The sequence below is a fragment of the Mesorhizobium tamadayense genome (assembly GCF_003863365.1).
In the GTDB taxonomy this organism is placed as follows: domain Bacteria; phylum Pseudomonadota; class Alphaproteobacteria; order Rhizobiales; family Rhizobiaceae; genus Mesorhizobium; species Mesorhizobium tamadayense.
Genome location: NZ_RQXT01000002.1, coordinates 28,898 through 50,184, shown reverse-complemented (window position 1 = coordinate 50,184; position 21,287 = coordinate 28,898). Strand labels below are relative to the sequence as shown.

Below are 21,287 nucleotides of genomic sequence, written 5' to 3'. Positions count from 1 at the left end.
CCCGTGAGCTTCGACCTGCCGCGCAACGTCATCTTGCCGGTCGACGACGTCGACGTGCGGCTCGACCCAAATCCTCATCCCTTCGAACGCAACAACGAGGCGGCGATCGCCGAGAACTGGCGGCGCGAAATGGCGGCCAAGCCGGCGCTCTTCGACGGCACGGTGGTGCTGCTTTCGGCGCTCAGCTATCGCGACAGCCGGCTCGTCGGCCGCTGCCATGCGGTGAGGTACTCGACCTTCATGCTGTGGCGCAAAAGCCCCGAGCTGAGCGGCGCCGAACATGCCTATGCGCATGCCGTGCTGGTCGCCGGCGACAATGCGCTGGTGGCGATCCGCATGGGCTCGCACACGGTCAATGCCGGCCGCGTCTACTTCGCCGCCGGCTCCTTCGAGCCGGTCGATTTCCGCGAAGGTCTCGTCGATGTCGACTTCAACATGATCCGCGAGGTGGGCGAGGAAACCGGGATCGACCTTTCGGCGGCTCGGCGCGGGCAGCGCTACCATGCGCTATCGACATCGAGCGGCACGGTGATCTTCCGCCGCTATCATGTTCCAGAGCCGGCCGAAGAGGTTGCGCGGCGCATCAGCGCCTTCGTCGCCACGGAGGCCCAGCCGGAGATCGAGAGTCCGGTCATTATCCGCCATGCCGGTGACCTGCCCGACGGCCTGATGGGCCATATGAAGCCGCTGATAGAATGGCATTTTGCCAACGAGCTGGCCTGAAACGGTTGCGGGCAGGCGAGGCGTCACTCATGTCACTCATGCCGTAGCGCGTCGATCGGGTCGAGCCTGGCGCCGCGCAAGGCCGGGAAGAAGCCGAAGACCATGCCGATCAGCGCCGAGAAGCCGACGGCAAGCAGGATCACCGCCGGACTCGGCGCGAACGGTATAGTCAGCGTCGCCGAAGCGAGCCCGGCGAGCGCCAGGCCGATCAGGATGCCGATGATGCCGCCGAGCAGCGACAGCACCGTCGCCTCGACCAGGAACTGGATGAGGATGTGCTTTTCGTGCGCGCCGATCGCCAGCCTGATGCCGATCTCGCGCGTGCGCTCGGTGACCGACACCAGCATGATGTTCATGATGCCGATGCCGCCGACAAGCAAGCTGACGCCGGCGACAGCGCCGAGCATGCCGGTCATGGTGGTGGTGGCGCTGGCCATGGCGTCGGCGATCTGGGTCATGTCGCGGATCGAGAAATCGGGATCGCGGTCGGGCGTGATGCGGCGCGTGTCGCGCAGGATGTCCTCGGCGCGCGGCTGCAGTTCGGTGGTCGGCGTGCGGTCATCGGCGGCGATGTAGATGTTGTCGATATCGCGGTTGCCTGCGATGCGCCGCTGGTAGGCGGCAAGCGGCATCAGCACGACATTGTCCTGGTCCTGGCCGAAGCCGGTGTACCCTTTCGGCTCGAGCAGGCCGATGATCCTGCAGGAGGTGCGGTTGACGCGGATGATCTCGCCTTCCGGGTCGCCGGCGCCGAAGAATTGCTGACGTACCGTCTCTCCGATCAGGCACACGCCGGCGCCGGCGCGCGTCTCGGAATCGCTGAACGGACGGCCGGAAACCAGCTTCCAGTCGCGCGCGTCGAGATAGGCGCTGTCGGTGCCGGTGACGCCCGACGTCAGGCTCTCCGTGCCGAAGATGACGCGGACCTGCTTCTGCGAGGCTGGCGCGATGGCGCGCGCGCCGCTCAAATGCGCAACGAGTGCCGTAACATCCTTTTCGGCCAGCGGACGCGTGACCTGGTCGAGCCCGCCCGGTCCGCCGGGCCCGGCGGGACGGCCGGCGCGGACGACGAGAAGATTGCTGCCGAGCTTGGAAATGTCGGCCTTGACCTTCTCGGTGGTGCCCGAGCCGATGGTCAGCATGGCGATGACAGCGGCGACGCCGATGACGATGCCGAGCAGCGTCAGGAACGAGCGCAGCACGTTCTTGCGGATGGAAATCAGCGAAAGGCGGACCGTTTCCCAGATCATGCCGCCTCCGCGTTCGCGGTGTCCGCGGCGACGTGGCCGTCGAGGAAGCGGATCGTGCGCTCGGCATAAGCTGCGACATCCGCTTCATGGGTGACCATGACGATGGTGAGGCCGAGCTCGGCGTTCAGCCTGGTGAGCAATTCCATGATCTCATGCGTGCGCGCGGTGTCCAGATTGCCGGTCGGCTCGTCGGCAACGAGCAGCGTCGGCCGGGTGACGATGGCGCGAGCGATCGCCACGCGCTGCTGCTGGCCGCCCGACAGCTCGGCCGGCGTGTGGTGCTCGCGTCCGACCAGCCCTACCTGGGCGAGCGCCTGCATGGCCAGCTCCCGGCGCTCGCGAGCGGAAACGCCGCGATAGATCAGCGGCAGCTCGACGTTTTCAGCCGCCGTCGTGCGGGGCAGGAGATTGTAGCCCTGGAAGACGAAGCCGACATAGAGGTTGCGCAGCAGGGCGCGGCGGTTGCGGTCGAGCCGGCCGGCATCGACGCCCATGAAGCTGTAGATTCCGGCCGACGGCGTGTCGAGGCAGCCGATGATGTTCATGGCCGTCGATTTGCCCGAGCCGGACGGCCCCATGATGGCGACGAACTCACTTCTGCGTATCGCAAGATCGACGCCGGCAAGCGCATGCACGCGCGCCTCGCCCTCGCCATAACTCTTCCAGACCTTGTCGAACGTGATGAGCAGGGGAGCCGACATCATAGTCAACTCCGCTGCTGCGAGCCGGTGATGACGTAGGCGCCTTCCTCGAGGCCCGACGTGATCTCGGTCAGTTCGCCGTCGGTCGACCCGATCTTGACGTTGACCGGATGCGGCCTTCCGTTTTCCAGCACGTAGAGCGTGCGCGAGCCGTCGGTCGGCGCCTTCGTCGCCTCGCGCTGCCGGTTGGGACGGCCCATGCGGCCGGTGAACAGGTCGCTCAGGCTCCAGCCGCGCGCCGCCTGTTGGATCGGGCGATAGCGGAAGGCGGTGGCCGGAACGGTCAGCACACCCTTGGCCTGCTTGGTCACCACCGCGACCGTGGCGGTCATGCCGGGCCTGAGCAGAAGTTCGCCGTTGTCGACTTCCAGCCGTGCATTGTAGGTGACGACGCCGTCGGTGGTGACGGAGGCGTAGGAGATGTCGCGGATCTCGGCGTCGAAGGGACGGTCCGGGAAAGCGTCGACCGTGAAGCGGGCATGCTGGCCGGGCTTGACCTGGCCGATATCGGCCTCGTCCACCGCCGCCTGCAGCTCCATGTTCCGCAAGTCGGCGGCGATGACGAAGAGCACCGGTGCCTGCAGCGAAGAGGCGACCGTCTGTCCGGGATCAACCGAGCGCGTGAGCACGATGCCGTCGATCGGCGCGTAGATCGTGCTCTTGGCAAGGTCGGTCTGCTGCGCCTTCAGATCAGCCTGGGCGATGGCCAGATTGGCTTCGGCGCTGTCGAGCGCTGCCTTGGAGCGGTCGCGCGTCGCGGTCGCTGCCTCGAGCGACTGGTCCGTCGCCATGCCGCGCTTGGTTAGCGCGCTGGCGCGCGCCACCGCGTTCTCGTTTTCCTGCAACGTGACCTTGGCATTCTCGACGGCCGCCGCTGCCGCCTTGGCCGAGGCGGTGGCGCGTTCGATCTGGACCTCGAGCTTGGCAGTGTCGAGCGTCGCCAGCACGTCGCCCTTCTTGACCTGCTGGTTCTCGTTGACCGCGACCGAGCGGACAACACCGGAAAGCTCGCTGGAGATATCGACCTGCGTCAGCGGCTGCAGCGTGCCGGTTGCCGACACCTGGACGGTCAGGTCGGCGACGGCCGCCGGAGCGGTCGTGTATTCGATCCGGGGCGTCGAGGCCGCGTTCCACCGGTAGAGGCCGATCGCGATCGCCACGATCGCCAGCGCCAGCAGCGTGTAAAGCCAGCCGCGGCGACGCTTGCGGCTCACACCCTTGCCGTCGAGCCCCAGAGCCGCCTCGATCGAAGTACCGGATTCCGCCTTTGGCGGATTGACAACCTGGTCCACGCCGGACCCCTATAACGGAAAATTGATGTCCCTATCCGTGCACAAATCAGGCTTTAAGGTTCGAATTTCAAATTAAATTTCCCTCATGTTGGGATTGAGGCAGAAAATCGGGATGAGGCGGAAGGTTCTTTCCATGGCGCGCAGTTACTTGCTTTACGATGTGTTCACGACCGAACGGCTGGCCGGGAATCCGCTTGCCGTGGTGCTGGACTGCAAGGGGCTCGACGATGCGGCCATGCAAGCGATCGCGCGCGAGTTCAACCTGTCTGAGACGGTTTTCGTGCTGCCGCCCGAAAATCCCAAGCACCGCAACCGTATCCGCATCTTCACGCCGGACTATGAAATGCCTTTCGCCGGCCACCCGACCGTCGGGTCGGCGATCGCGCTTGCGGAGCTGAAAGGCGAGGCGGCGGGGGTCTTCGTGCTGGAGGAGAATATCGGCCCGGTGCGCTGCGCGGTCAGCACGCATGACGGCGCCACCTTCGCCGAATTCGACCTGGCGAGACTGCCGGAACGGCTGGAACTTAAGGCCGATCCGGAGGCGATCGGCGCCGCACTCGGCCTCGGCCCGCACGAGATCGGCTTCGAGAATCACCGCGTCTCCTTCTGGTCGGCCGGGGTGCCCTACGTCACCATTCCCGTTGCCGGTCTCGATGTGGCGGAGCGGATCAGCCTCGACAACCAGGCGTGGTCGGAACTCGCCCCGCGCAAGAGCGATTGGGCCTTCGCCGGCCCCTATGTCTATTGCCGCGAGACGGTGCATCACGACAGCGCCTTCCATGCCCGCATGATCGTGCCCGGATCTCCCTCTTACGAAGACCCGGCGACCGGTTCTGCGGCGGCAGCCTTTGCCGGCGCCATCATGCATTTCGATGGTCCGACGGACGGAATCTCGCAGCTCTGGATCGAGCAGGGGCTGGAAATGGGCCGGCCGTCGCGCATCCGGCTCGAACTCAATGTCGATGGCGCAAAACTGACCTCCGCGCGCATTGGCGGACATGCGGTCAAGGTGGCGGAAGGCAGGCTCATGCTCTGACGCCTGCGGCCTTTTTTCGAGCGGGCATGATCTTTTCCGAAAACCGAAATCCACTTTTCGGGATCATGCCGCGTCGATTTGTCGGGAAATGATCCGGCAGGGCTGGACATCGCCGAATCCGGCGGCTATATGCCCGCCGACGCTGGGTTTCCCGGCGGTGTGGGTGTGTAGCTCAGTTGGTAGAGCAGCTGACTCTTAATCAGCGGGTCCACAGTTCGATCCTGTGCACACCCACCAAATCTTCTCACAAAAACAACGAAGTCGGCCGCGACGGCGGCTACAGCGTCGCCTTGCTGAGATTGGCGTTGAACTTGACCTTCATCGTGATCTGGCCGGTCACCGTGACCTGCGATCCGCCATAGCCGCCGACGTTGCGGTCCCGGGCGTTGACGTTGGTCGTCATGCCGGTGATCTCGCATGTGTCGGCGACGGTCTCGATCACCATGGCGCAGCTGCCGGCCGCGACCTTGTAGAAGGAGCAAAGCGCAACCTGCTGCTGTGCTGCGGTGTCCTCGTCATCCTTGACCGGAAGGGTCATCGAGAACGACGACTGAATCCTGGCCGATCCGTCTTCGCCGGGGCAAAGTGGACGAACATATTGGTCTTGGGCAAAAGCGGGCGAAGCCGCCCAGCCAAGAATTGCGACAGATATTAGACGTTTCAAATACATCGATCGATCTCCCACGAAACATCTCTGTCTCATGGAACAATCAAGATGACGTTATTTCGATGTTTCAACAGTGTTGAAATTTCGACCAAATGTTATTTCTCCGAAACCCCCGCTTCGGCGAAGCTCGCCATCCTCGCATGGCACTCCAGCGCCGAGCGGACGATGTTGACGGCAAGGCAGGCGCCGGAGCCTTCGCCGAGCCGCATGCCGAGATCGAGCAGCGGCGGCAGGCCGAGCGCTTCGAGCAGGCGCCGGTGACCTGCTTCGGCGGAGACGTGAGCGGCAATGGTGTGCGCCAGCCCCGTCGGGTGCAGCCTCGCAAGCGGCGCGACGGCGGCCGTGCAGACGAAGCCGTCGAGCAGCACCGGCACGTTTTTGCGGCGCGCGGCGAGCGTGGCGCCGAAGATGGCGGCAAGCTCGCGTCCGCCAAGCGCTGCTGCGATCTTGAGCGGATCGGAGAGCGATCCGGCATGGCGCTTGAGGCCGGCCTCGATGGCGGTGATCTTGCGGATCAGGCCTGCGTCGTCGACGCCGGTGCCGCGTCCGGTCCATTTTTCCGCCCCGCCGCCGAAGAGGGCGGTCGAGATCGCGGCCGCCGGCGTGGTGTTGCCGATGCCCATCTCGCCGAAGCAGACGAGGTCCAGATCCTTGCTCACCGCATCATAGCCGGCCGAGACGGCGGCGAGAAAAGTCTGCTCGTCCATGGCCGGCACTTGCGTGAAATCGCTGGTCGGATGCTCGAGATCGAGCGGGATGACGTCGAGCCTGGCGCCGGCAATGCGCGCGAGCTGGTTGATGGCAGCACCCCCGCCGGCGAAATTCGCCACCATCTGGACAGTGACTTCCGATGGATAGGCCGACACGCCCTGCGCGGTGACGCCATGGTTGCCGGCGAACACGAAGACTTTTACCGCGTCGAGCTTCGGCAAGTCGCGGCCCTGCCAGCGCGCCAGCCAGGCGGCGATCGTTTCCAGCCGGCCGAGGCTGCCCGGCGGCTTGGTCAGCGTGTCCTGGCGGCGGGCGACGGCGCTTGCCGCGGTGTCGCTGCCGGCAGGCAGGTCGAGGCAGGCGGCGCGAAGGTCTTCGAGCGAATTGAAGGAAGTTGATTGGGGGGACATGGGGGCAGGGTCTCCAAAAGAGAATCAGGAAAGGCAAACGGAAGCGGTAAGCAGCACCGCGATCTCGCCAAACTGCTGCAGCGCGCCGATCGTGTCGCCGGTCTGGCCGCCGATCTGGCTGAGGCAGAGTGTTCGGAGGGCCGCAAACAACAGGCCGAGCAGGATGAGCGCCGCGATCGCGCCACCGAGGCCAAGCGCCAACAGCGCCACGGCTCCGAGCGCGGCGCCTATGACGGCGGTCTCGGCAGTGACGGAGCCTGCGCCGGCCGACAGCCCATCCGAGCGCGCCGGCGGCAAAAGATGCATGAATGCGCCGAACAGCCCGCGCGAGGCAGCGTGAGCGGCAAGGAGCGCCAGAAAGACATGGCCGGGGCCGGCCAGTTCCGAAAGCGCGCTCCAGCGGATGAGCAGCGAGACGCCAAGTGCCGCGGCACCATAGGCGCCGATGCGGCTGTCGCGCATGATCTCCAGTTTCTTGTCGCGGGTCCTGCCGCCGCCGAAGCCGTCGGCGATGTCGGAAAGCCCGTCCTCGTGCAGGCAGCCGGTGACAAGCATCGTCGCGGCAAGCGCGAGCGCCGCAGCCGGATTGCCGGCAAGGCCCAGGGCGACAGCAATGGCATAGACAAGGGCGCCGATGACGGCGACGGCGAGACCGGCAAAGGGCGCGGCCCATACGGCATCGGCGAGGCTGCGGCCGCCGAAATCGCCCGACGGCAGGCGCAGCCGCGTGAAGAAGACGAGGCTGAGGCCGATGTCGTCAAGCAACTGCCGGGGCTTGGAGAGGCCGCTCATGCGCTCCTCGCAATCGCATGGAAGAAAGTGCCGCTCACTTGGCCGCGCCGATAGCCCGACGCCCCAAGCGGGTTGCCCTGGCCGTCGGCGAGGTCGGCCAGCGGCTCGTCATTGCCGGCAGCAAGCATCTGCGCATAGTGGAACTCGTGGCCGCGGATCAGCGTGCCTTCAGCGCCGAGCGGGCAGGCGGCACGCAAGCGTGCCTCCCGGTAGCCAAGGTTCATCTTGCGCTTGGCGAAGCTGGTCGAATGGCCGAGCAGGCCGAGCATCTTATGGCTTTCGCCGTCCGTATCCTCCAGCGCTTCGCCAAGCACCATGAAGCCGCCGCACTCGCCATGCACGGGCTTCGCCGCGGCGAAGCGAGCCATTCCCGCCCGGAAGTTGGCAGCGGCCGCAAGCTTGCCGGCATGCAGTTCCGGATAGCCGCCGGGCAGCCAGCAGACATCGCAGTCTTCGGCGGGCGCTTCGTCGGCGAGAGGGGAGAAGGGAACGATCTCGGCCCTGGCGTTTCGCCAGTATGTGGCGACATGTGGATAGAGGAAGGTGAAGGCGGCATCCTCGGCCAGCGCGATGCGCTGTCCAGGCGGTTGCAATGCCTCGGCGAAGTCGCCGGCCGCCGGTTCCAGCGGCGTCGCCAACGCCAAAATGGCGTCGATGTCGAGCGACTTCTCGACCATGTCGGCCAGCCGGTCGAGATGGCCCATCAGGTTCTCGTACTCGCCGGCCTGGACGAGGCCGAGATGCCGCTCCGGCAGGTTGAGCGTGGGGTCGCGCATGATGGCGCCGACGACCGGCAGGCCGATCGCCTCGATGGCATCACCCGACAGCCGGCGATGGCGTTCGCTACCAAGGCGGTTGAGGACGACGCCGGCCATCCGCACGTCGGGATCATAGGTAGCAAAACCCTTGGCGACGGCAGCCGCCGTGGTCGACTGGCCGGAAACGTCGAGCACCAGCAGTACCGGCAGGCCGTAGAGGCGGGCGAGATCGGCTGCGGAGCCCGAGCGGCCTTCAGGCGCGGGAATGCCGTCGAACAGGCCCATCGCGCTTTCGAGGATGACGAACTCGGCATCGTCCGCCGCCTGTGTGGCCAGCGCGTTGAGCAGGGAAGGCGACATTGCCCAGCTATCGAGATTGACGCCGGAAAGGCCGGTGGCTGCGGCGTGGAAGCCGGGGTCGATATAGTCGGGACCGGACTTCGCCCCGCGCACCTTCAGCCCGCGCCGGGCAAGCGCGCGTAAGAGACCGATGGTGACGCTGGTCTTGCCCGAGCCGGAGCGCGGCGCGCCGATGATGATCGCGCGCGCCGTCATGTGCCGCCCGCCAGTGCCGCGCGCATGGCGACGATGTCACCGACGACGATCAGCGCCGGCGAGGCGAGCCCGGCGGCAGCGGCCTCCTCGGCGATTGTCGCAAGCGTGGCGACGACGGTGCGCTCCTGCGGCGTGGTCGCGGCGACGATCACTGCGGCAGGGGTCGAAGGCGCGAGGCCGCCCTTGAGCAACGCGGCGGCGATGATCGGCAGATTGGCCATGCCCATATAGACGACGACCGGCTGGCCGGTGCGTGCGATCGCTGCCCAGTCGATGTCGTCATCCGTGCCGGCGGCGTGGCCGGTAGCAAGGATGACGGCCTTGTTGATGCCGCGCATGGTGGCGGGAATGCCGGTGGCGGCAAGGGCGCTGAGGCCGGAGGTCAGGCCGGAGAGCACTCTGAACGGTATCCCTTCGTGCGCGAGTGCCAGCGCCTCTTCGCCGCCGCGGCCGAAAATATAGGGGTCGCCGCCCTTCAGGCGCACGACACGGCGGCCCTCGCGCGCCAGCCGCACCAGCAGGGCGTTGATGTCGTCCTGCTTCATCGAGGGCTGGCCGCCGCGCTTTCCGGCGTAGAAAAGCTCGGCGCCCTCGGCGACCGCGACGACATCCGGCGAGACCAGCGCATCGTAGGCCAGCGCGTCGCACTGCCCGAGCGCCGCCAGCACCTCTAGCGTCAGGCAGCCGGGATCGCCGGGGCCGGCACCGGCCAGCCAGACGTGGCCGGGGTCCAGCGCGCGCGGCTTGAAGTTCAGCCGCGCCAGCGCCTGCTCGACCGTGGTCTGTCCATTTCTGTTCAAGGCGCTGCCGTTCACAATCCGTCCCGTCCGCGAAAACGCCGCTGATAGTGGGCGTCGTAAAGTGAGCTCTCGCCGAAATCCCGCGCGGCCAAGGCGCTGCCGACGAAGATGATCGCCGTGCGCTCCATCGGGTTTTCGGCGAGCTGCGCTTCAATGGTGCCCAGCATGCCGGTTAGGATGCGCTCGTCCGGCCATGAAGCGCGGAAGACGACGGCCACCGGGCATTCGGCGCCGTAAAGTGGCGTGAGCTCGGCGACGATGCGGTCGATGGCATGGATGGCAAGATGGATGGCGAGCGTCGCGCCGGTGCGGCCGAAACCGGCCAGCGTCTCGCCCGGCGGCATTTTCGAGGCGCGGCCGGAGATGCGGGTGAGCACCAGGCTTTGCGCCAGCTCGGGAATAGTGAGCTCGCGCCGCAGCGCTGCCGCTGCGGCTGCGAAGGAGGGAACACCGGGCGTGAGGCTGTAGGGGATGTTGTCCTTCTCCAGCCGCCGGATCTGCTCGGCGACCGCGCTCCACACCGAAAGATCGCCGGAATGCAGGCGCGCGACGTCCTGGCCGGCCTTGTGGGCGGCGACATATTCGGCCTCGATCTCGTCGAGCGACATCGGCGCGGTGTCGATCAGTTTCGTGCCCGGCGCGCAATGATCGAGCAGTTCCGGCGCGACGATCGAGCCGGCATAAAGGCACACGGGGCAGGCCGCCAGCAGGCGGCTGCCGCGCAAGGTGATGAGGTCGGCCGCGCCCGGTCCGGCGCCGATGAAATGGACGGTCATCCTGAGCCTCCACCAAGCGCGATGGCGCAGGTCACCGGGCCGAGCACTGCGCGCGGCCCGAGCAGTTTTGCATCCTTGCCGGCGGCGGCAAGGGCGGATGCTTCGGAGACCGATGGCGTCCCGGCTTGAGCCTGCGAGAGATCGGAATGACTGATCGTGCCGGAGGATGCTGCCCGCAGCGCGTCGTCGGGGACAACGATGACGGGGAGGGCAAGGTCACGACCGGCCAGGAAAATCGCCTGCTCGTCGCGCTTGATTTCGCCGGTCGCCAGCGCCGAAAGCGCGGTCATCGCCAGCCCATGCGCTTCCAGCGCGGTCTCGACCGCGGCGCGCACGTCGCTCACTGTCACGCCTTTGCGGCTGCCAATGCCAGCGACCATCATGGCTTCACCCAGCTCCATTGCATCACCGGCATGGCCGGACGCCAGGCCTGCATGGACCCGACCGGTGCGGCGCGCGTAAGTGCGATGCGGGTGAGATCACCGCCGCGCCTGGTGTGCTGGTCGAGAAGAAGAGCCTCCATCTCCAGCGTCACCGCATTGGCGACCAGCCGGCCACCGGCCCGCAGTGCCTTGATCGCCTTGTCCAGCACGCCGGCATCGCTGCCGCCGCCGCCGATGAAGATCGCGTCTGGCGTCTCCAGTTTGGCCAACGCCTTGGGCGCCGATCCTTCCACCACGACCAAACCGGGCACGCCGCAATGCGCGGCGTTGCGGGCGATGCGGGCGGCGCGCTCGCTGTCGGCTTCGATGGCAATGGCGCGCGTCGAAGGATGCGCAAGCATCCATTCGATGCCGATCGAGCCGGAACCTGCGCCGATATCCCACAACAGTTCGCCGCGCCGTGGCGCCAGCGCCGACAGCGTGATGGCGCGGATCTCGCGCTTGGTGATCTGGCCGTCATGCTCGAACAGATGATCGGCAAGGCCGGCGGTCAAAGGCAGGACGCGCGCATCCGCCGTCTGCTCAATTTCAAGCGCCAGCACGTTGAGCGGATTGATGTCTTTGGGATCGAAGGCGTCGGCACGAGCGCTACGACGCTTCTCATCCGGGCCGCCGAGCGCTTCGAAGATCGTCAGCTGGGAAGGGCCGAAACCGAGTTCGTCGAGCAGCCTGGCGATGGCGGCCGGGGCGTCGCCGTCCGATGTCAGCGCAAGGATACGCGCGCCGGGGTGGAGCAGGGGCCGGATCAGGTCGATCGAATGGCCATGGAGCGAGACGGTTTCGACCTCCTGCAGCGCCCAGCCCAGGCGGGACGCGGCCAGCGATAGCGACGACGGCGCCGGCAGGACCAGCATCTCGTCCGGCTTCACCTTGCGCGCCAGCGTGACGCCGACGCCGTGGAAGAACGGATCGCCGGAAGCGAGCACGCAGACGTTTTTGCCCTTGAGCGTCAGCACGTCGCGCATCTCGGCGTCGAAGGGCGACGGCCAGGAGCGGGCCTCGCCCTTGACCAGGGATGCCATCAGCGCCATGTGCCGCTTGCCGCCGAAGACGACTTCGGCTTCGGCAATCCTGCGCTTGGCCTCGTCGCCGAGACCCGCTACACCGTCCTCGCCGATGCCGACGATGGTAAGCCATTTTGGACTGAGCCTAGCGCTGCGCGGACCCTTAGCAGGCATGATGACGACCCACCATATCCTGATCCTCGGCGGAACCACGGAGGCCCGGCAACTGGCGGGAAGGCTGGCTCGCCGACAGGACTTCTCGGTCACGCTGTCGCTGGCTGGCCGCACCGAAAGCCCCATGGCGCAAGGCGTGCCGGTGCGCGTCGGCGGCTTTGGCGGCGCGGAAGGATTGGCGGCCTATCTCCGCCAGCAACACGTCGATCTGCTCATCGACGCCACGCACCCTTACGCTGCGCGCATTTCCGCCAATGCCGCTGAAGCGGCCAGGCAAACCGGCGTTCCGATTCTCGCCCTGCTGCGTCCCGGCTGGGAGCATGTCGCCGGTGATCGCTGGACGCTGGTCGACAGTGTCGCGGAAGCGGCGAGCGCACTCGGCACGGCGCCGCGCCGCGTCTTCCTGGCGATCGGCCGCCAGGAGGCGGGCGCCTTCGAGGTCGCTCCGCAGCACCGCTATCTCATCCGCAGCGTCGATCCGGTCGAGCCGAAGCTGGCAGTGCCCGATGCGGTCTACCTGCTGGCGCGCGGACCGTTTCCGGAAGCGGACGAGCGGGCGCTGCTCGAAACGCATGGCATCGATGCCGTCGTTTCGAAGAACAGCGGCGGCGCTGCGACCTACGGCAAGGTCGCCGCGGCGCGGGCGCTTGGCATCGAAGTGATCATGGTGCGCCGGCCGCCTTTGCCGGACGTTCCCTCGGTCGAGACCGTCGATCAACTGGCGGCAAAAGTCGATCATCTTTTCGAGCCCGTTGCCGAGCGTGGTGTGTAAACCAGCGCCGGCCGTTCGCCGCGCTTGATAATCCGGGTCTCGGGCGAGCCGATGATGATACAGGTCGCCATGTCGGCTTTTGCCGCATCGGCATCCGCCAGAAGATACACCTCGATGCGCTCGTCGGGCCGGCCGGTGGCGCGACCGAAGATCACCGGCGTGGTGCCGGGCAGGATCGCTTTCAGGCATTCGAAGGCGCGGCCGAGTTGCCACGGGCGCGCCTTGCTGATCGGGTTGTAGAGCGCGATGACGAAGCCGGCGCCGGCGGCCGCCAGCAGGCGCAGCTCGATCAGGTCCCACGGCTTCAGATTGTCGGAGAGCGAGATGGCGCAGAAGTCGTGGCCGAGCGGCGCGCCGATGCGGGCGGCGACCGCAAGCATGGCGGTGACACCGGGGACGACCGCGAGGTCGATCGACCGCCATTCCTGCGGGCCTGCCTCGATCGCTTCGCAGACAGCCGCCGCCATGGCGAACACACCTGGATCGCCGCCGGAAACGACGGCCACGTGATGGCCTTCGGCGGCCTTGGCCAGCGCCTCGTTGGAACGCGCTAGCTCCTCGCGATTGTCGGAGGCGATGCGGGTCTGATCGTCCCTCAGCTCCAACCGGTCGAGATAGGGCTTGTAGCCATAGAAGAAGGAAGCCTCCGCCACGGCGCGGCTTGCCTGCGGCGTGACCTGATCGGCATTGCCGGGGCCGAGACCGATGACGGTGAGACGGCCGCTCATGGCTTTGCTCCGGGGGCTCCGGGCCGGGCCGACCAGCCGGCGACCAGCACGATGGCGAAGTAGGGCGCCTTGTCGTCCGGCTTTTCGGCGAGACGCGTGGAGACGCTGCCCGGCATGGTGCCGCGCTCGACATAGACGGCTTTCGCCAGCTTGCCGGTCGCCTCCAGCGCGCGCCGGATTTTCGGCAGGTTGCGGCCGACCTTCATGATGACGGCGGCATCGGTGTCGGCGAGGCGTCGCGTCAGCTCGAACTCGCTCATCGTGCCGGGCAGCACTGTCAGCACATCGTCGCCTTGGACGATCGGCAGGCCGGTCGCCGACCAGCAGCCGGACATGGCGGTGATGCCGGGAATGACCTCGGTCGGAAAGCGGTGCGAAAGGCGCACATGCAGGTGCATGTAGGAGCCGTAGAAAAGCGGATCGCCTTCCGACAGCACCGCAACGGTTCTGCCGGCGTCCAGATGCCCGGCGACCTGCTCGGCCGACTGTTCGTAGAAATCGGCGATCTGCGACCGGTAGTCGCCATGATCCTTGTCGATCTCGGTCGTCACCGGATAGAGCAGCGGCAGTTCCAGCATGTCCGGGTGGAAGCGCGCCTCGACGATGGCGCGCGCATTGCTGTTGTTGCCGCGTTTGGCGAAATAGGCGACGACGTCGGCCTCGGCCAGCGCGCGCGCCGCCTTCAGCGTCAAAAGCTCCGGATCGCCGGGTCCGGTGCCGACACCGACGAGCCTGCCTTTAGGAAGAGCGTTCACAGGCCGGGCCTCGCCAATGCGTTGAGCGCGGCCGCCGTCATGGCGCTGCCGCCCAGCCTGCCGCGCACGACCGCGTAGGGCACGCCATAAGAGTTTTCCGCCAACGCATCCTTGGATTCGGCGGCACCGACGAAACCGACCGGCATGCCGATGATCGCGGCGGGCTTCGGCGCGCCGTCGCGCAGTTTTTCCAAGAGATAGAAGAGCGCGGTGGGCGCATTGCCGATGGCGACGACCGAGCCTGCCATGCGCTCGCCCCAGAGGTCGATCGCGGCGGCCGAGCGCGTGTTGCCGATTTCCTTGGCGATGTCTGCTGTGCGCGGGTCGCGCAGCGTGCAGATCACCTCGTTGCCGGCCGGCAGGCGCGCGCGGGTGACGCCATGGGCGACCATCTCGGCATCGCAGAAGATCGGCGCGCCGGCGGCTAGCGCGGTGCGCGCCGCGGCGACGAAACTACTGGAGAAGACGAAATGGCCGGCGGCTTCGACCTGGCCGCAGGCGTGGATCATGCGGATCGCGACATCGGCTTCGGCTTCGGAGAAGCGCGATAGGTCCGTCTCGGCGCGGATGATGGCGAAAGAGCGCTCGTAGATCGCCATTCCGTCATGAATATAGTCGTAGGCGGCCATTCTTTAGTTCCGTCGATAGAGTTCGGCGATGCCGGCCGCGTCAAGCCTTGCCAGGCAAGCGGCCGCGGTTTCGCCCTGATGTCTTTGCCTGCGGATCACGGCAAGGACGCCGACGACGCCGCGCGCGGCGTCATAGCCCGGCCTGTATCCGGCAGGAAGGGCCTTTGCCGTCCCGTCAACGACAAGTCCGGCTCCGTTTTCGTCGCCGACCAGGGTGAGTGTCGCCGGGCCCGGATGCGCGCAGCCCTTGGCGCAGCCGGAAATGTGCAGGGTGAGCGAGTGGTCCAGCAGGTCGCTGCCTTCGGCGGCGATCGTCTCGGCGATGGCGCGGGTGGCGATGCGGCCGGAGGCGCAGGCCGGCGCGCCGGGGCAGGCGGCGATGCGGATGCGGGGGTCGGCTGCGTCGGTGACGAAGGCTAGGTCGGTGGCGGAGGCTTGCAGTGCGAAGCAGGCAGATGGGGTGAGGCCGAGGAAATGCAGGGCGCGGCCTGGTGCGAGGCGGATTTCGGTCGAGCCGAGGATCGAGGCTTGTGTGGCGAGTTCGATGAGGTTTTGGGCCGGCATGCTGCCGAAGGGCAGCCCGATGCCGAGGGCGTGGCTATCTGTCAGATCGAACATGCCGATAGGACTTCTCGTAGGTGGGCGTTCCTTCGCCCCCCCCTCTGTCCTGCCGGACATCTCCCCCGCAAGGGGGGAGATCGGCAGCTCCGCCGATGGCGCCCCGCTTTCGACCGAGAATGGCGCCACGTCTGTGATTGGCGAAGGCGGCCACGACAGAGCAATCTCCCCCCTTGCGGGGGAGATGTCCGGCAGGACAGAGGGGGGTGGGACGGAGCGCCAGCTTGCGAGAGAATTGAGCTGCCGCTCCGACAGATCGCGCGTGTGCGCTTCGCGGCCCTTTTCGGCGACCATTCTCAGCGCAGCAACGGCGATGTCGTGCGCGGCATCCACGTAGACCGCAGCGAGAGGCTTCGCGCTTCGACCGTCCCCGCCAATCGATACGCTCCAAAGGACTTCGCCCTTGGCCCGCACCGCCTTCACCCGTACATCAGCCGTCACCGCGTCCATGGCCAACTGCCCGCCGCCGTCGACAACCACCGACACCTTCGGCCCCAGCCTTGCCGTCAGCCCGGCTTCTTCAATCGCCGCCCGGATCCGCCCTGCCAACGGGCGCGGGTCGGCAATCTCCTGCGGGTCGATGCCGGCAAGCGGTCCGGTCTCGACCGGCACACCGCTCCGCACCGCAATGCCAAGCGCATCCACCTCCGCCGTCAGCAGCCCAGCGCTTTCCGCGGTCAGGCCGCGGATCTGCAGGCTGCCGCGCGCGGTCACTTCCATGATGCCGTTGCCGTGGCGCAGGGCCGATTTGCAGAGTCCGATCAGCGACTTCGGCGTAAGTCCTCCAGCGACCGGATTGAGCCGCACCAGCAGCCCGTCGCCGGTCTGCATCGGCGCGCTGAGGGCAGGGCAGGCGCCGCGGCGCGAGAACGCGTTCATGCCGCCACTCCCTGAGCCTCGGCGATCAAGGCCGCGAGATCGTCGTCGATGGAATTGCGAAGCGGATGCCAGAGCCCGCGCCGCCGCGCCGACAGGAAGCGCTCGGCTATGACTTTCGCGGCGGCCGGGTTCTCGCGCAGGAGGAAGGCGCGGACTTCCGCGTCGCCGAGATAGGCGTCGTGCACCGCCTCGATCAGTGCGCCCGAAATGGCATGCGTAGTCTCGGCGAAGCCGACGAGACGGTCGACGGTCTCGGCGAATTCCGAGGCGCCGCGCGGGCCGTGGCGCATTTGGCCGGCGATAAAGCGCGGATTGACCGCGCGGGCCCGAACCACTCTGGCCACCGCCTCGCTCACCGAACGCGGCTTCGGCCTTCTCGGATCGGTGGTGTCGAGCACGATAACATCGGCATTCCGCCCGAGCGCGGCGAGCGCCGCCGAAAACCCGCCGATGAAGGCGACGTCGGCCGAGCCTTCCAGGATGTCGCGGCCGGGGTCGTCGCCGGTGTGAACCAGCAGGTCGGCTGCGACGATGCGGCCCTCGAACGCGCCGGGCGCTGAGACCGCTTCGCCGTCGGCGCCGCCATAGGCGTGCGAAGTGGCTTCAAGATAAGCCCGGCCGATCTCCTCGCGCGCGCCCCACTCGCCGCGCGACAGCAATTCCTCGACGCCGGCGCCGTAGGTGCCGGGCGAAGTGCCGAAAATACGCGGACCGACCTTGCCCTGGGCGCGGGCCGCTGCGGCAAGGGGGTTTTCCGAATCGTCTTCGTCACGGCTGGCGACCGCGTTGGCGGCGGCGTCGATCAGCGCGATCTGGGTCGGGAACATGTCGCGGAACAGGCCGGAGATTCGCCAGGTGACGTCGACGCGCGGACGGCCGAGCGCCGCCGGCGGCAGCACCTCGATGCCGGTGACACGGCCGGTCGCGGCATCCCATTGCGGCCGGCAGCCCATCAGCGCCAGCCCTTGCGCGATCTCCTCGCCGCCGGTGCGCAGCGACGCCGAGCCCCAGAGGTCGATGACCAGCGAGCGCGGCCAGTCGCCATGCGATTGCATGTAGCTGCGCACGACTTCTTCCGCCGCAGCCTGACCTAGGTCGTAGGCGGTCGGCGTCGGCATGGTGCGCGGATCGGAAGTGAAGAGGTTGCGCCCCGTGGGCAGCACGTCGGAGCGGCCGCGCGCCGGCGCGCCGGCAGGCCCGGCCTTGACGTGGCGGCCGTCGAGCGCGGTGAGTAGAGCGACCCTCTCCGCTTCGGCGCTTTGCCGGCGCAGCGGATCGGGTTCGCCCGTCGGGGCGCGGCCATAGACATGCAACCCGTCCTTGATGGCGAAATCCTTGAGGTCGCAAAGCCAGGCGTCGATGCGGCGCAGCGCCTCGTCGGGCGCATCGGTGCCGCCAACGCCAGCCTCGGCCGCCAGTCCGGACTTTTGCGCGGTCTCGACGATGAGCCTGGCCAGCCGATCGCGGCGGCGGCGGTCCAGGCCGTCGGCCTGGGCATACTCGTCGACCAGCCGCTCGAGCCTCTGTTGCGCCTCGTCGAGGGCGGCGCCGGTCAGCGGCGGCGGCAGATGACCAAGCGTGACGGCGGAGATGCGGCGCTTGGCCTGTGCCGCCTCGCCGGGATTGGAGACTATGAAGGGGTAGATGATGGGCAGCGAGCCGGTGACGATCTCGGGGAAGCAGGTGTCGGAAAGCGCCACCGTCTTGCCCGGCAGCCATTCCAGCGTGCCATGCGCGCCGACATGGACGATGGCGTGCACGCCAAGCGATTTCTGCAGCCAGAGCCCGAAGGCGATCAGCTCGTGGCGCGGCGGCAGCGTCGGATCATGGTAGTCGGCTCGGCGGCCGGCCGAGCGCCCGCGATCAGGGGCGAGCGCTACGGTGACGTTGCAGAAGGTGGCGGCGCGGAAGGGGAAGCGTCGTTCGCTGCCTGTTCGCGAAGGCTGGCGTTCTGTCGCGCCCCCCTCTGTCCTGCCGGACATCTCCCCCACTTGGGGGGAGATTGCGCCTTCATCTCTGCTTTCGCCAATGTCCAACGCAGGGTAAGAGCCGGCAGCGGAATTGCTGATCTCCCCCCTTATGGGGGAGATGTCCGGCAGGACAGAGGGGGGCGCATTGACGTGAGCTTCGATTTTGGCTTTGCCCCATGCCGCCTCTACCGCATTGCGCGCAGCCTCCGGCAGCTCAGCCGAAAGTGCGACATAATCCTCCAAAGCAAGGCCGTGCCCACCCACCTCCAGCACATCCAGCAACGCACGGCCCGTTTGCGGAATCCCGTCAACTGCATAGCCCTGTTCCTTAAGGTCATGCAGCATGGCGAGCACGCTCGACGGCACGTCGAGGCCGACGGCATAACCGGTGCGGCCGGGGGCGCTGGGATAATCCGGAATCAGGATCGCCAGCTTGCGCTTTGCCCGCTCTGTCCGCTGCAAATTAACGAACGCCGCGATACGCTTGGCGACCTGCGCCACGCGGCCGGCTTCCGGCCGGTTGGCGAAAGCGCGGAAGGCGAGCGCCGGATCGGTTTCGATCTCGCCCTTGAAGGAAATCGCACCGGCCAGGATGCGGCCGTCGAGTTCCGGCAGCACGACATGCATGGCGAGATCTGCCGGCGCCAGGCCGCGCTGGTTTTTCTCCCACACCTCGCGTCTCGTCGTGGCGACGATGACCTGGAAGACAGGCACGCCGGCGCGGTCGAACAGCGTTTCGGCGCCGGGTTCGGCGCCGGAGGCGAAAGCGGTGGCAGTGACGATCGCTGATGGGTTCAGTGCGGCGATGGCGTTCTCGACGAAGGTCAGCGACGCCGGGTCTTTGAGGCTGGAGACGAAGATCGGGACCGGCGCGATGCCTTGTGAGCGCAAGGCATCAACGAGCGCGTCGATCGGCGCGACGTCTGCGGCCAGCAGCATCGAACGGTAGAACAGGATGGGGATGATAGGAGTGTCGACGTTGTCAGCGTCGAGTTCCGTCACACCCCCCTCTGTCCTGTCGGACATCGCCCCCGCAAGGGGGGAGATTGAGCTGTCATCGACGCTTTCGCCAATCGCAGAAGATTCTACTGTTGAGTTAACAGAAGAAGCGCCGGGGCCGGTGACAGCCGATCTCCCCCCTTGCGGGGGAGATGTCCGGCAGGACAGAGGGGGGTGTGAAGGAACGCCGACGTTTGCGAGCTCCAGCTTGTCTACGACGCCGCATCCCGGCTGATAGTACCCCACTTTCGGCACACCGACAGGCTCGGCCACCGCCGCATCCGCCCCGGCAAGCTTCGCCAGTCTTTGCATCAGCGCGCCCATATTGGCCGGGCCGCCTTCGCGGAAATAGCCGAGCAAGGCGTCAAGCTCGGCGCGCGGCAGCGTCGAGGCTTCGATCAGCCGCTGGTCCTTGTCATGGCTTTCGCCAGGCAGCAGCGCCAGCTTGATGCCGCGCTCACGGGCGATCGCTGCGAGCTGGTCGCAGCCATAGCGCCACCAGTCGTAGCCGCCGAGGATGCGGACCAGAACGACCCTGGCGTGGCGGGCGACGCTGTCGATCCAGAGGTCGACCGACATCGGATGGCGGAGATCGCGAAGTGCTGCGAGCCGCATCGACGGCAGCCGCTCCGCGTCGGCTTTCCAGGCGGCCGCCAGGCCGGCGAGGTCGCTGTCGGTGAAAGACAGCGCCACGACATCCGCAGGCGTCTGCCTGAGGTCGATCGGCTCGGCGAGATCGTCGAGCGAAGCGGATGTCGTGGTGAGGATGTGCATCGCGGTTTGTGCTTGCCTCAGCCTGCGAGGATACGCTCGATCGCCGGGCGGTTCAGCCCCTTGAGGCCGATGACGACGAGCCGCGAGCGGCGATCGTCCTCGGCCGTCCAGGCGCGGTCGTAATAGTGGTTGACGCGCGGGCCGACAGCCTGCAGCAGCAGCCGCATCGGCTTGCCGCCGACCTCGACGAAGCCTTTGACGCGCAGCACGTTTTCCTGCTCGGCGGCAACGGCAACGCGCTTTGCCAGATCATCCGGATTGGCGACCGACGGAATGTCGATGACGAAGGAGTCAAAATCGTCGTGCTCGTGGTCGAGCTCGTCGTCATGATGGGTCTTGCGGTTCTCGATGTCGTCCTCGACGGCAAGGCCGAGGCCGAGCAGCACGGACGGATCGACCTTGCCCTGCGTGGTCGGCACGACCTTGACGGCGCGCGCCACATGCTCGCCGATGACGGCATTCGCCCGGGCGGAGCCGGCAGCGTCCATCAAGTCGCTCTTCGACAGGATGATCAGGTCGGCGCAGGCGATCTGATCCTCGAATACCTCTTCGACCGGGTCGTCGTGGTCGAGGGAATCGTCGGCGGCGCGCTGCGCCTGAAGCGCGTCCATGTCGGAGGCGACGCGGCCGTCGGCCAGCGCCGGGCCGTCGACCACGGCGATAACGCCGTCGACCGTGACGCGGCTCTTCACGCTCGGCCACTGGAAAGCCTGGACGAGAGGCTTCGGCAGAGCGAGCCCGGAGGTCTCGATCAGGATGTGATCGACCTTCGGCGTGCGCGACAGAATCTGGTCGAGCGCCGGCACGAAATCGTCGGCGACGGTGCAGCAGATACAGCCATTGGCGAGCTCGACGATGTTTTCCTCCGGGCAGGTGTCGACGCCGCAACCCTTGAGGATATCGCCGTCGATGCCGACATCGCCGAACTCGTTGACGATGATCGCCAGCCGTTTGCCCTTGGAATTTTCGAGCAGGTTGCGGATCAGCGTCGTCTTGCCGGCGCCGAGGAAGCCGGTGACGACGGTGCAAGGGACGCGGGAAAGGTTGGCGGACGAAACTGGGGCGTTCATG

Annotated in this window: 20 protein-coding genes and 1 tRNA gene; 4 read left to right on the top strand and 17 right to left on the bottom strand. The window is 67.1% G+C overall.

Annotation, left to right across the window (positions count from 1 at the left end):
* Nucleotides 1–3: 3 nt before the first annotated feature.
* Entirely contained in the window at nt 4–723 is a 720-nt protein-coding gene (locus EH240_RS01925; RefSeq protein WP_124995731.1) for an NUDIX hydrolase, read from the top strand.
* A gap of 32 nt (nt 724–755) precedes the next feature.
* Here EH240_RS01925 and EH240_RS01920 read toward each other — a convergent pair whose 3' ends face one another.
* The 3 genes from EH240_RS01920 to EH240_RS01910 are packed head-to-tail and all read right to left on the bottom strand — an operon-like array spanning nt 756 to nt 3,966.
* Nucleotides 756–1,973: an ABC transporter permease gene (locus tag EH240_RS01920; protein WP_124995730.1), complete on the bottom strand. Its 1,218-nt coding sequence runs from the start codon at nt 1,971–1,973 to the stop codon at nt 756–758.
* Nucleotides 1,970–2,674 carry an ABC transporter ATP-binding protein gene (locus EH240_RS01915; protein WP_167483899.1) on the bottom strand — a complete coding sequence of 235 codons (705 nt, stop codon included), beginning with the start codon at nt 2,672–2,674 and terminating at the stop codon, nt 1,970–1,972. The genes EH240_RS01920 and EH240_RS01915 overlap by 4 nt, the downstream gene beginning before the upstream one ends.
* A gap of 5 nt (nt 2,675–2,679) precedes the next feature.
* Nucleotides 2,680–3,966 (bottom strand): efflux RND transporter periplasmic adaptor subunit, encoded by a 1,287-nt coding sequence (locus EH240_RS01910; protein WP_124995728.1) that lies wholly within the window; start codon nt 3,964–3,966, stop codon nt 2,680–2,682.
* Nucleotides 3,967–4,099: 133 nt separating this feature from the next.
* Between EH240_RS01910 and EH240_RS01905 the strand changes: the two genes are divergently transcribed.
* On the top strand, nt 4,100–5,002 hold the full coding sequence (locus EH240_RS01905; protein ID WP_124995727.1) for a PhzF family phenazine biosynthesis protein: 903 nt from the start codon (nt 4,100–4,102) through the stop codon (nt 5,000–5,002).
* 161 nt (nt 5,003–5,163) lie between these two features.
* Nucleotides 5,164–5,239, top strand: a tRNA-Lys gene (locus EH240_RS01900).
* Nucleotides 5,240–5,279: 40 nt separating this feature from the next.
* Here EH240_RS01900 and EH240_RS01895 read toward each other — a convergent pair.
* The 8 genes from EH240_RS01895 to cbiE all read right to left on the bottom strand — a co-directional run bounded on the left by EH240_RS01895 (nt 5,280) and on the right by cbiE (nt 12,092).
* Nucleotides 5,280–5,540 carry a hypothetical protein gene (locus EH240_RS01895; protein WP_124995726.1) on the bottom strand — a complete coding sequence of 87 codons (261 nt, stop codon included), beginning with the start codon at nt 5,538–5,540 and terminating at the stop codon, nt 5,280–5,282.
* Between the two features lie 224 nt (nt 5,541–5,764).
* On the bottom strand, nt 5,765–6,790 hold the full coding sequence (gene cobT / locus EH240_RS01890) for a nicotinate-nucleotide--dimethylbenzimidazole phosphoribosyltransferase (protein ID WP_124995725.1): 1,026 nt from the start codon (nt 6,788–6,790) through the stop codon (nt 5,765–5,767).
* A gap of 24 nt (nt 6,791–6,814) precedes the next feature.
* On the bottom strand, nt 6,815–7,582 hold the full coding sequence (locus tag EH240_RS01885) for an adenosylcobinamide-GDP ribazoletransferase (protein WP_124995724.1): 768 nt from the start codon (nt 7,580–7,582) through the stop codon (nt 6,815–6,817).
* On the bottom strand, nt 7,579–8,895 hold the full coding sequence (locus tag EH240_RS01880; RefSeq protein WP_124995723.1) for a cobyrinic acid a,c-diamide synthase CobB: 1,317 nt from the start codon (nt 8,893–8,895) through the stop codon (nt 7,579–7,581). Before EH240_RS01880 ends, EH240_RS01885 begins: the two co-directional genes overlap by 4 nt.
* The gene (cobA, locus tag EH240_RS01875) at nt 8,892–9,710 is read right to left on the bottom strand and encodes a uroporphyrinogen-III C-methyltransferase (RefSeq protein ID WP_124995722.1); all 819 of its coding nucleotides are present in this window, start codon (nt 9,708–9,710) and stop codon (nt 8,892–8,894) included. Before cobA ends, EH240_RS01880 begins: the two co-directional genes overlap by 4 nt.
* Complete coding sequence (cobM, locus tag EH240_RS01870) at nt 9,707–10,471, bottom strand: precorrin-4 C(11)-methyltransferase (protein WP_124995721.1); 765 nt, start codon at nt 10,469–10,471, stop codon at nt 9,707–9,709. The genes cobA and cobM overlap by 4 nt, the downstream gene beginning before the upstream one ends.
* Nucleotides 10,468–10,854: a cobalamin biosynthesis protein gene (locus EH240_RS01865; RefSeq protein ID WP_124995965.1), complete on the bottom strand. Its 387-nt coding sequence runs from the start codon at nt 10,852–10,854 to the stop codon at nt 10,468–10,470. The genes cobM and EH240_RS01865 overlap by 4 nt, the downstream gene beginning before the upstream one ends.
* Nucleotides 10,851–12,092: a precorrin-6y C5,15-methyltransferase (decarboxylating) subunit CbiE gene (gene cbiE / locus EH240_RS01860; RefSeq protein ID WP_124995720.1), complete on the bottom strand. Its 1,242-nt coding sequence runs from the start codon at nt 12,090–12,092 to the stop codon at nt 10,851–10,853. Before cbiE ends, EH240_RS01865 begins: the two co-directional genes overlap by 4 nt.
* Nucleotide 12,093: 1 nt before the next feature.
* Here cbiE and EH240_RS01855 point away from each other — a divergent pair, with 1 nt between their 5' ends.
* Complete coding sequence (locus tag EH240_RS01855; protein ID WP_124995964.1) at nt 12,094–12,864, top strand: cobalt-precorrin-6A reductase; 771 nt, start codon at nt 12,094–12,096, stop codon at nt 12,862–12,864.
* Here EH240_RS01855 and EH240_RS01850 read toward each other — a convergent pair.
* Genes EH240_RS01850 through cobW form a run of 6 tightly spaced genes read right to left on the bottom strand, consistent with a single transcriptional unit; the run spans nt 12,828 to nt 21,286 of the window.
* Nucleotides 12,828–13,592 (bottom strand): precorrin-3B C(17)-methyltransferase, encoded by a 765-nt coding sequence (locus EH240_RS01850; protein WP_124995719.1) that lies wholly within the window; start codon nt 13,590–13,592, stop codon nt 12,828–12,830. The genes EH240_RS01855 and EH240_RS01850 overlap by 37 nt on opposite strands.
* Nucleotides 13,589–14,347: a precorrin-2 C(20)-methyltransferase gene (locus tag EH240_RS01845; protein ID WP_124995718.1), complete on the bottom strand. Its 759-nt coding sequence runs from the start codon at nt 14,345–14,347 to the stop codon at nt 13,589–13,591. The genes EH240_RS01850 and EH240_RS01845 overlap by 4 nt, the downstream gene beginning before the upstream one ends.
* Nucleotides 14,344–14,976 carry a precorrin-8X methylmutase gene (locus tag EH240_RS01840; RefSeq protein ID WP_124995717.1) on the bottom strand — a complete coding sequence of 211 codons (633 nt, stop codon included), beginning with the start codon at nt 14,974–14,976 and terminating at the stop codon, nt 14,344–14,346. The genes EH240_RS01845 and EH240_RS01840 overlap by 4 nt, the downstream gene beginning before the upstream one ends.
* Before the next feature lie 3 nt (nt 14,977–14,979).
* Entirely contained in the window at nt 14,980–16,473 is a 1,494-nt protein-coding gene (gene cobG / locus EH240_RS01835) for a precorrin-3B synthase (protein ID WP_124995716.1), read from the bottom strand.
* Complete coding sequence (locus EH240_RS01830) at nt 16,470–20,216, bottom strand: cobaltochelatase subunit CobN (protein ID WP_124995715.1); 3,747 nt, start codon at nt 20,214–20,216, stop codon at nt 16,470–16,472. The genes cobG and EH240_RS01830 overlap by 4 nt, the downstream gene beginning before the upstream one ends.
* A 17-nt stretch (nt 20,217–20,233) precedes the next feature.
* A complete protein-coding gene (cobW, locus tag EH240_RS01825; RefSeq protein ID WP_124995714.1) occupies nt 20,234–21,286 on the bottom strand; it encodes a cobalamin biosynthesis protein CobW in 1,053 nt (350 codons plus the stop codon).
* Nucleotide 21,287 lies beyond the last annotated feature (1 nt).

Coding starts and splice junctions, on each gene's coding strand:
- EH240_RS01920 (WP_124995730.1), bottom strand. CDS start 1,973: ATGATCTGGGAAACGGTCCGCCTTTCGCTGATTTCCATCCGCAAGAAC.
- EH240_RS01915 (WP_167483899.1), bottom strand. CDS start 2,674: ATGTCGGCTCCCCTGCTCATCACGTTCGACAAGGTCTGGAAGAGTTAT.
- EH240_RS01905 (WP_124995727.1), top strand. CDS start 4,100: ATGGCGCGCAGTTACTTGCTTTACGATGTGTTCACGACCGAACGGCTG.
- EH240_RS01895 (WP_124995726.1), bottom strand. CDS start 5,540: ATGACCCTTCCGGTCAAGGATGACGAGGACACCGCAGCACAGCAGCAG.
- cobT (WP_124995725.1), bottom strand. CDS start 6,790: ATGTCCCCCCAATCAACTTCCTTCAATTCGCTCGAAGACCTTCGCGCC.
- EH240_RS01885 (WP_124995724.1), bottom strand. CDS start 7,582: ATGAGCGGCCTCTCCAAGCCCCGGCAGTTGCTTGACGACATCGGCCTC.
- EH240_RS01880 (WP_124995723.1), bottom strand. CDS start 8,895: ATGACGGCGCGCGCGATCATCATCGGCGCGCCGCGCTCCGGCTCGGGC.
- cobM (WP_124995721.1), bottom strand. CDS start 10,471: ATGACCGTCCATTTCATCGGCGCCGGACCGGGCGCGGCCGACCTCATC.
- EH240_RS01865 (WP_124995965.1), bottom strand. CDS start 10,854: ATGATGGTCGCTGGCATTGGCAGCCGCAAAGGCGTGACAGTGAGCGAC.
- cbiE (WP_124995720.1), bottom strand. CDS start 12,092: ATGCCTGCTAAGGGTCCGCGCAGCGCTAGGCTCAGTCCAAAATGGCTT.
- EH240_RS01855 (WP_124995964.1), top strand. CDS start 12,094: ATGACGACCCACCATATCCTGATCCTCGGCGGAACCACGGAGGCCCGG.
- EH240_RS01850 (WP_124995719.1), bottom strand. CDS start 13,592: ATGAGCGGCCGTCTCACCGTCATCGGTCTCGGCCCCGGCAATGCCGAT.
- EH240_RS01840 (WP_124995717.1), bottom strand. CDS start 14,976: ATGGCCGCCTACGACTATATTCATGACGGAATGGCGATCTACGAGCGC.
- cobG (WP_124995716.1), bottom strand. CDS start 16,473: ATGAACGCGTTCTCGCGCCGCGGCGCCTGCCCTGCCCTCAGCGCGCCG.
- EH240_RS01830 (WP_124995715.1), bottom strand. CDS start 20,216: ATGCACATCCTCACCACGACATCCGCTTCGCTCGACGATCTCGCCGAG.
- cobW (WP_124995714.1), bottom strand. CDS start 21,286: ATGAACGCCCCAGTTTCGTCCGCCAACCTTTCCCGCGTCCCTTGCACC.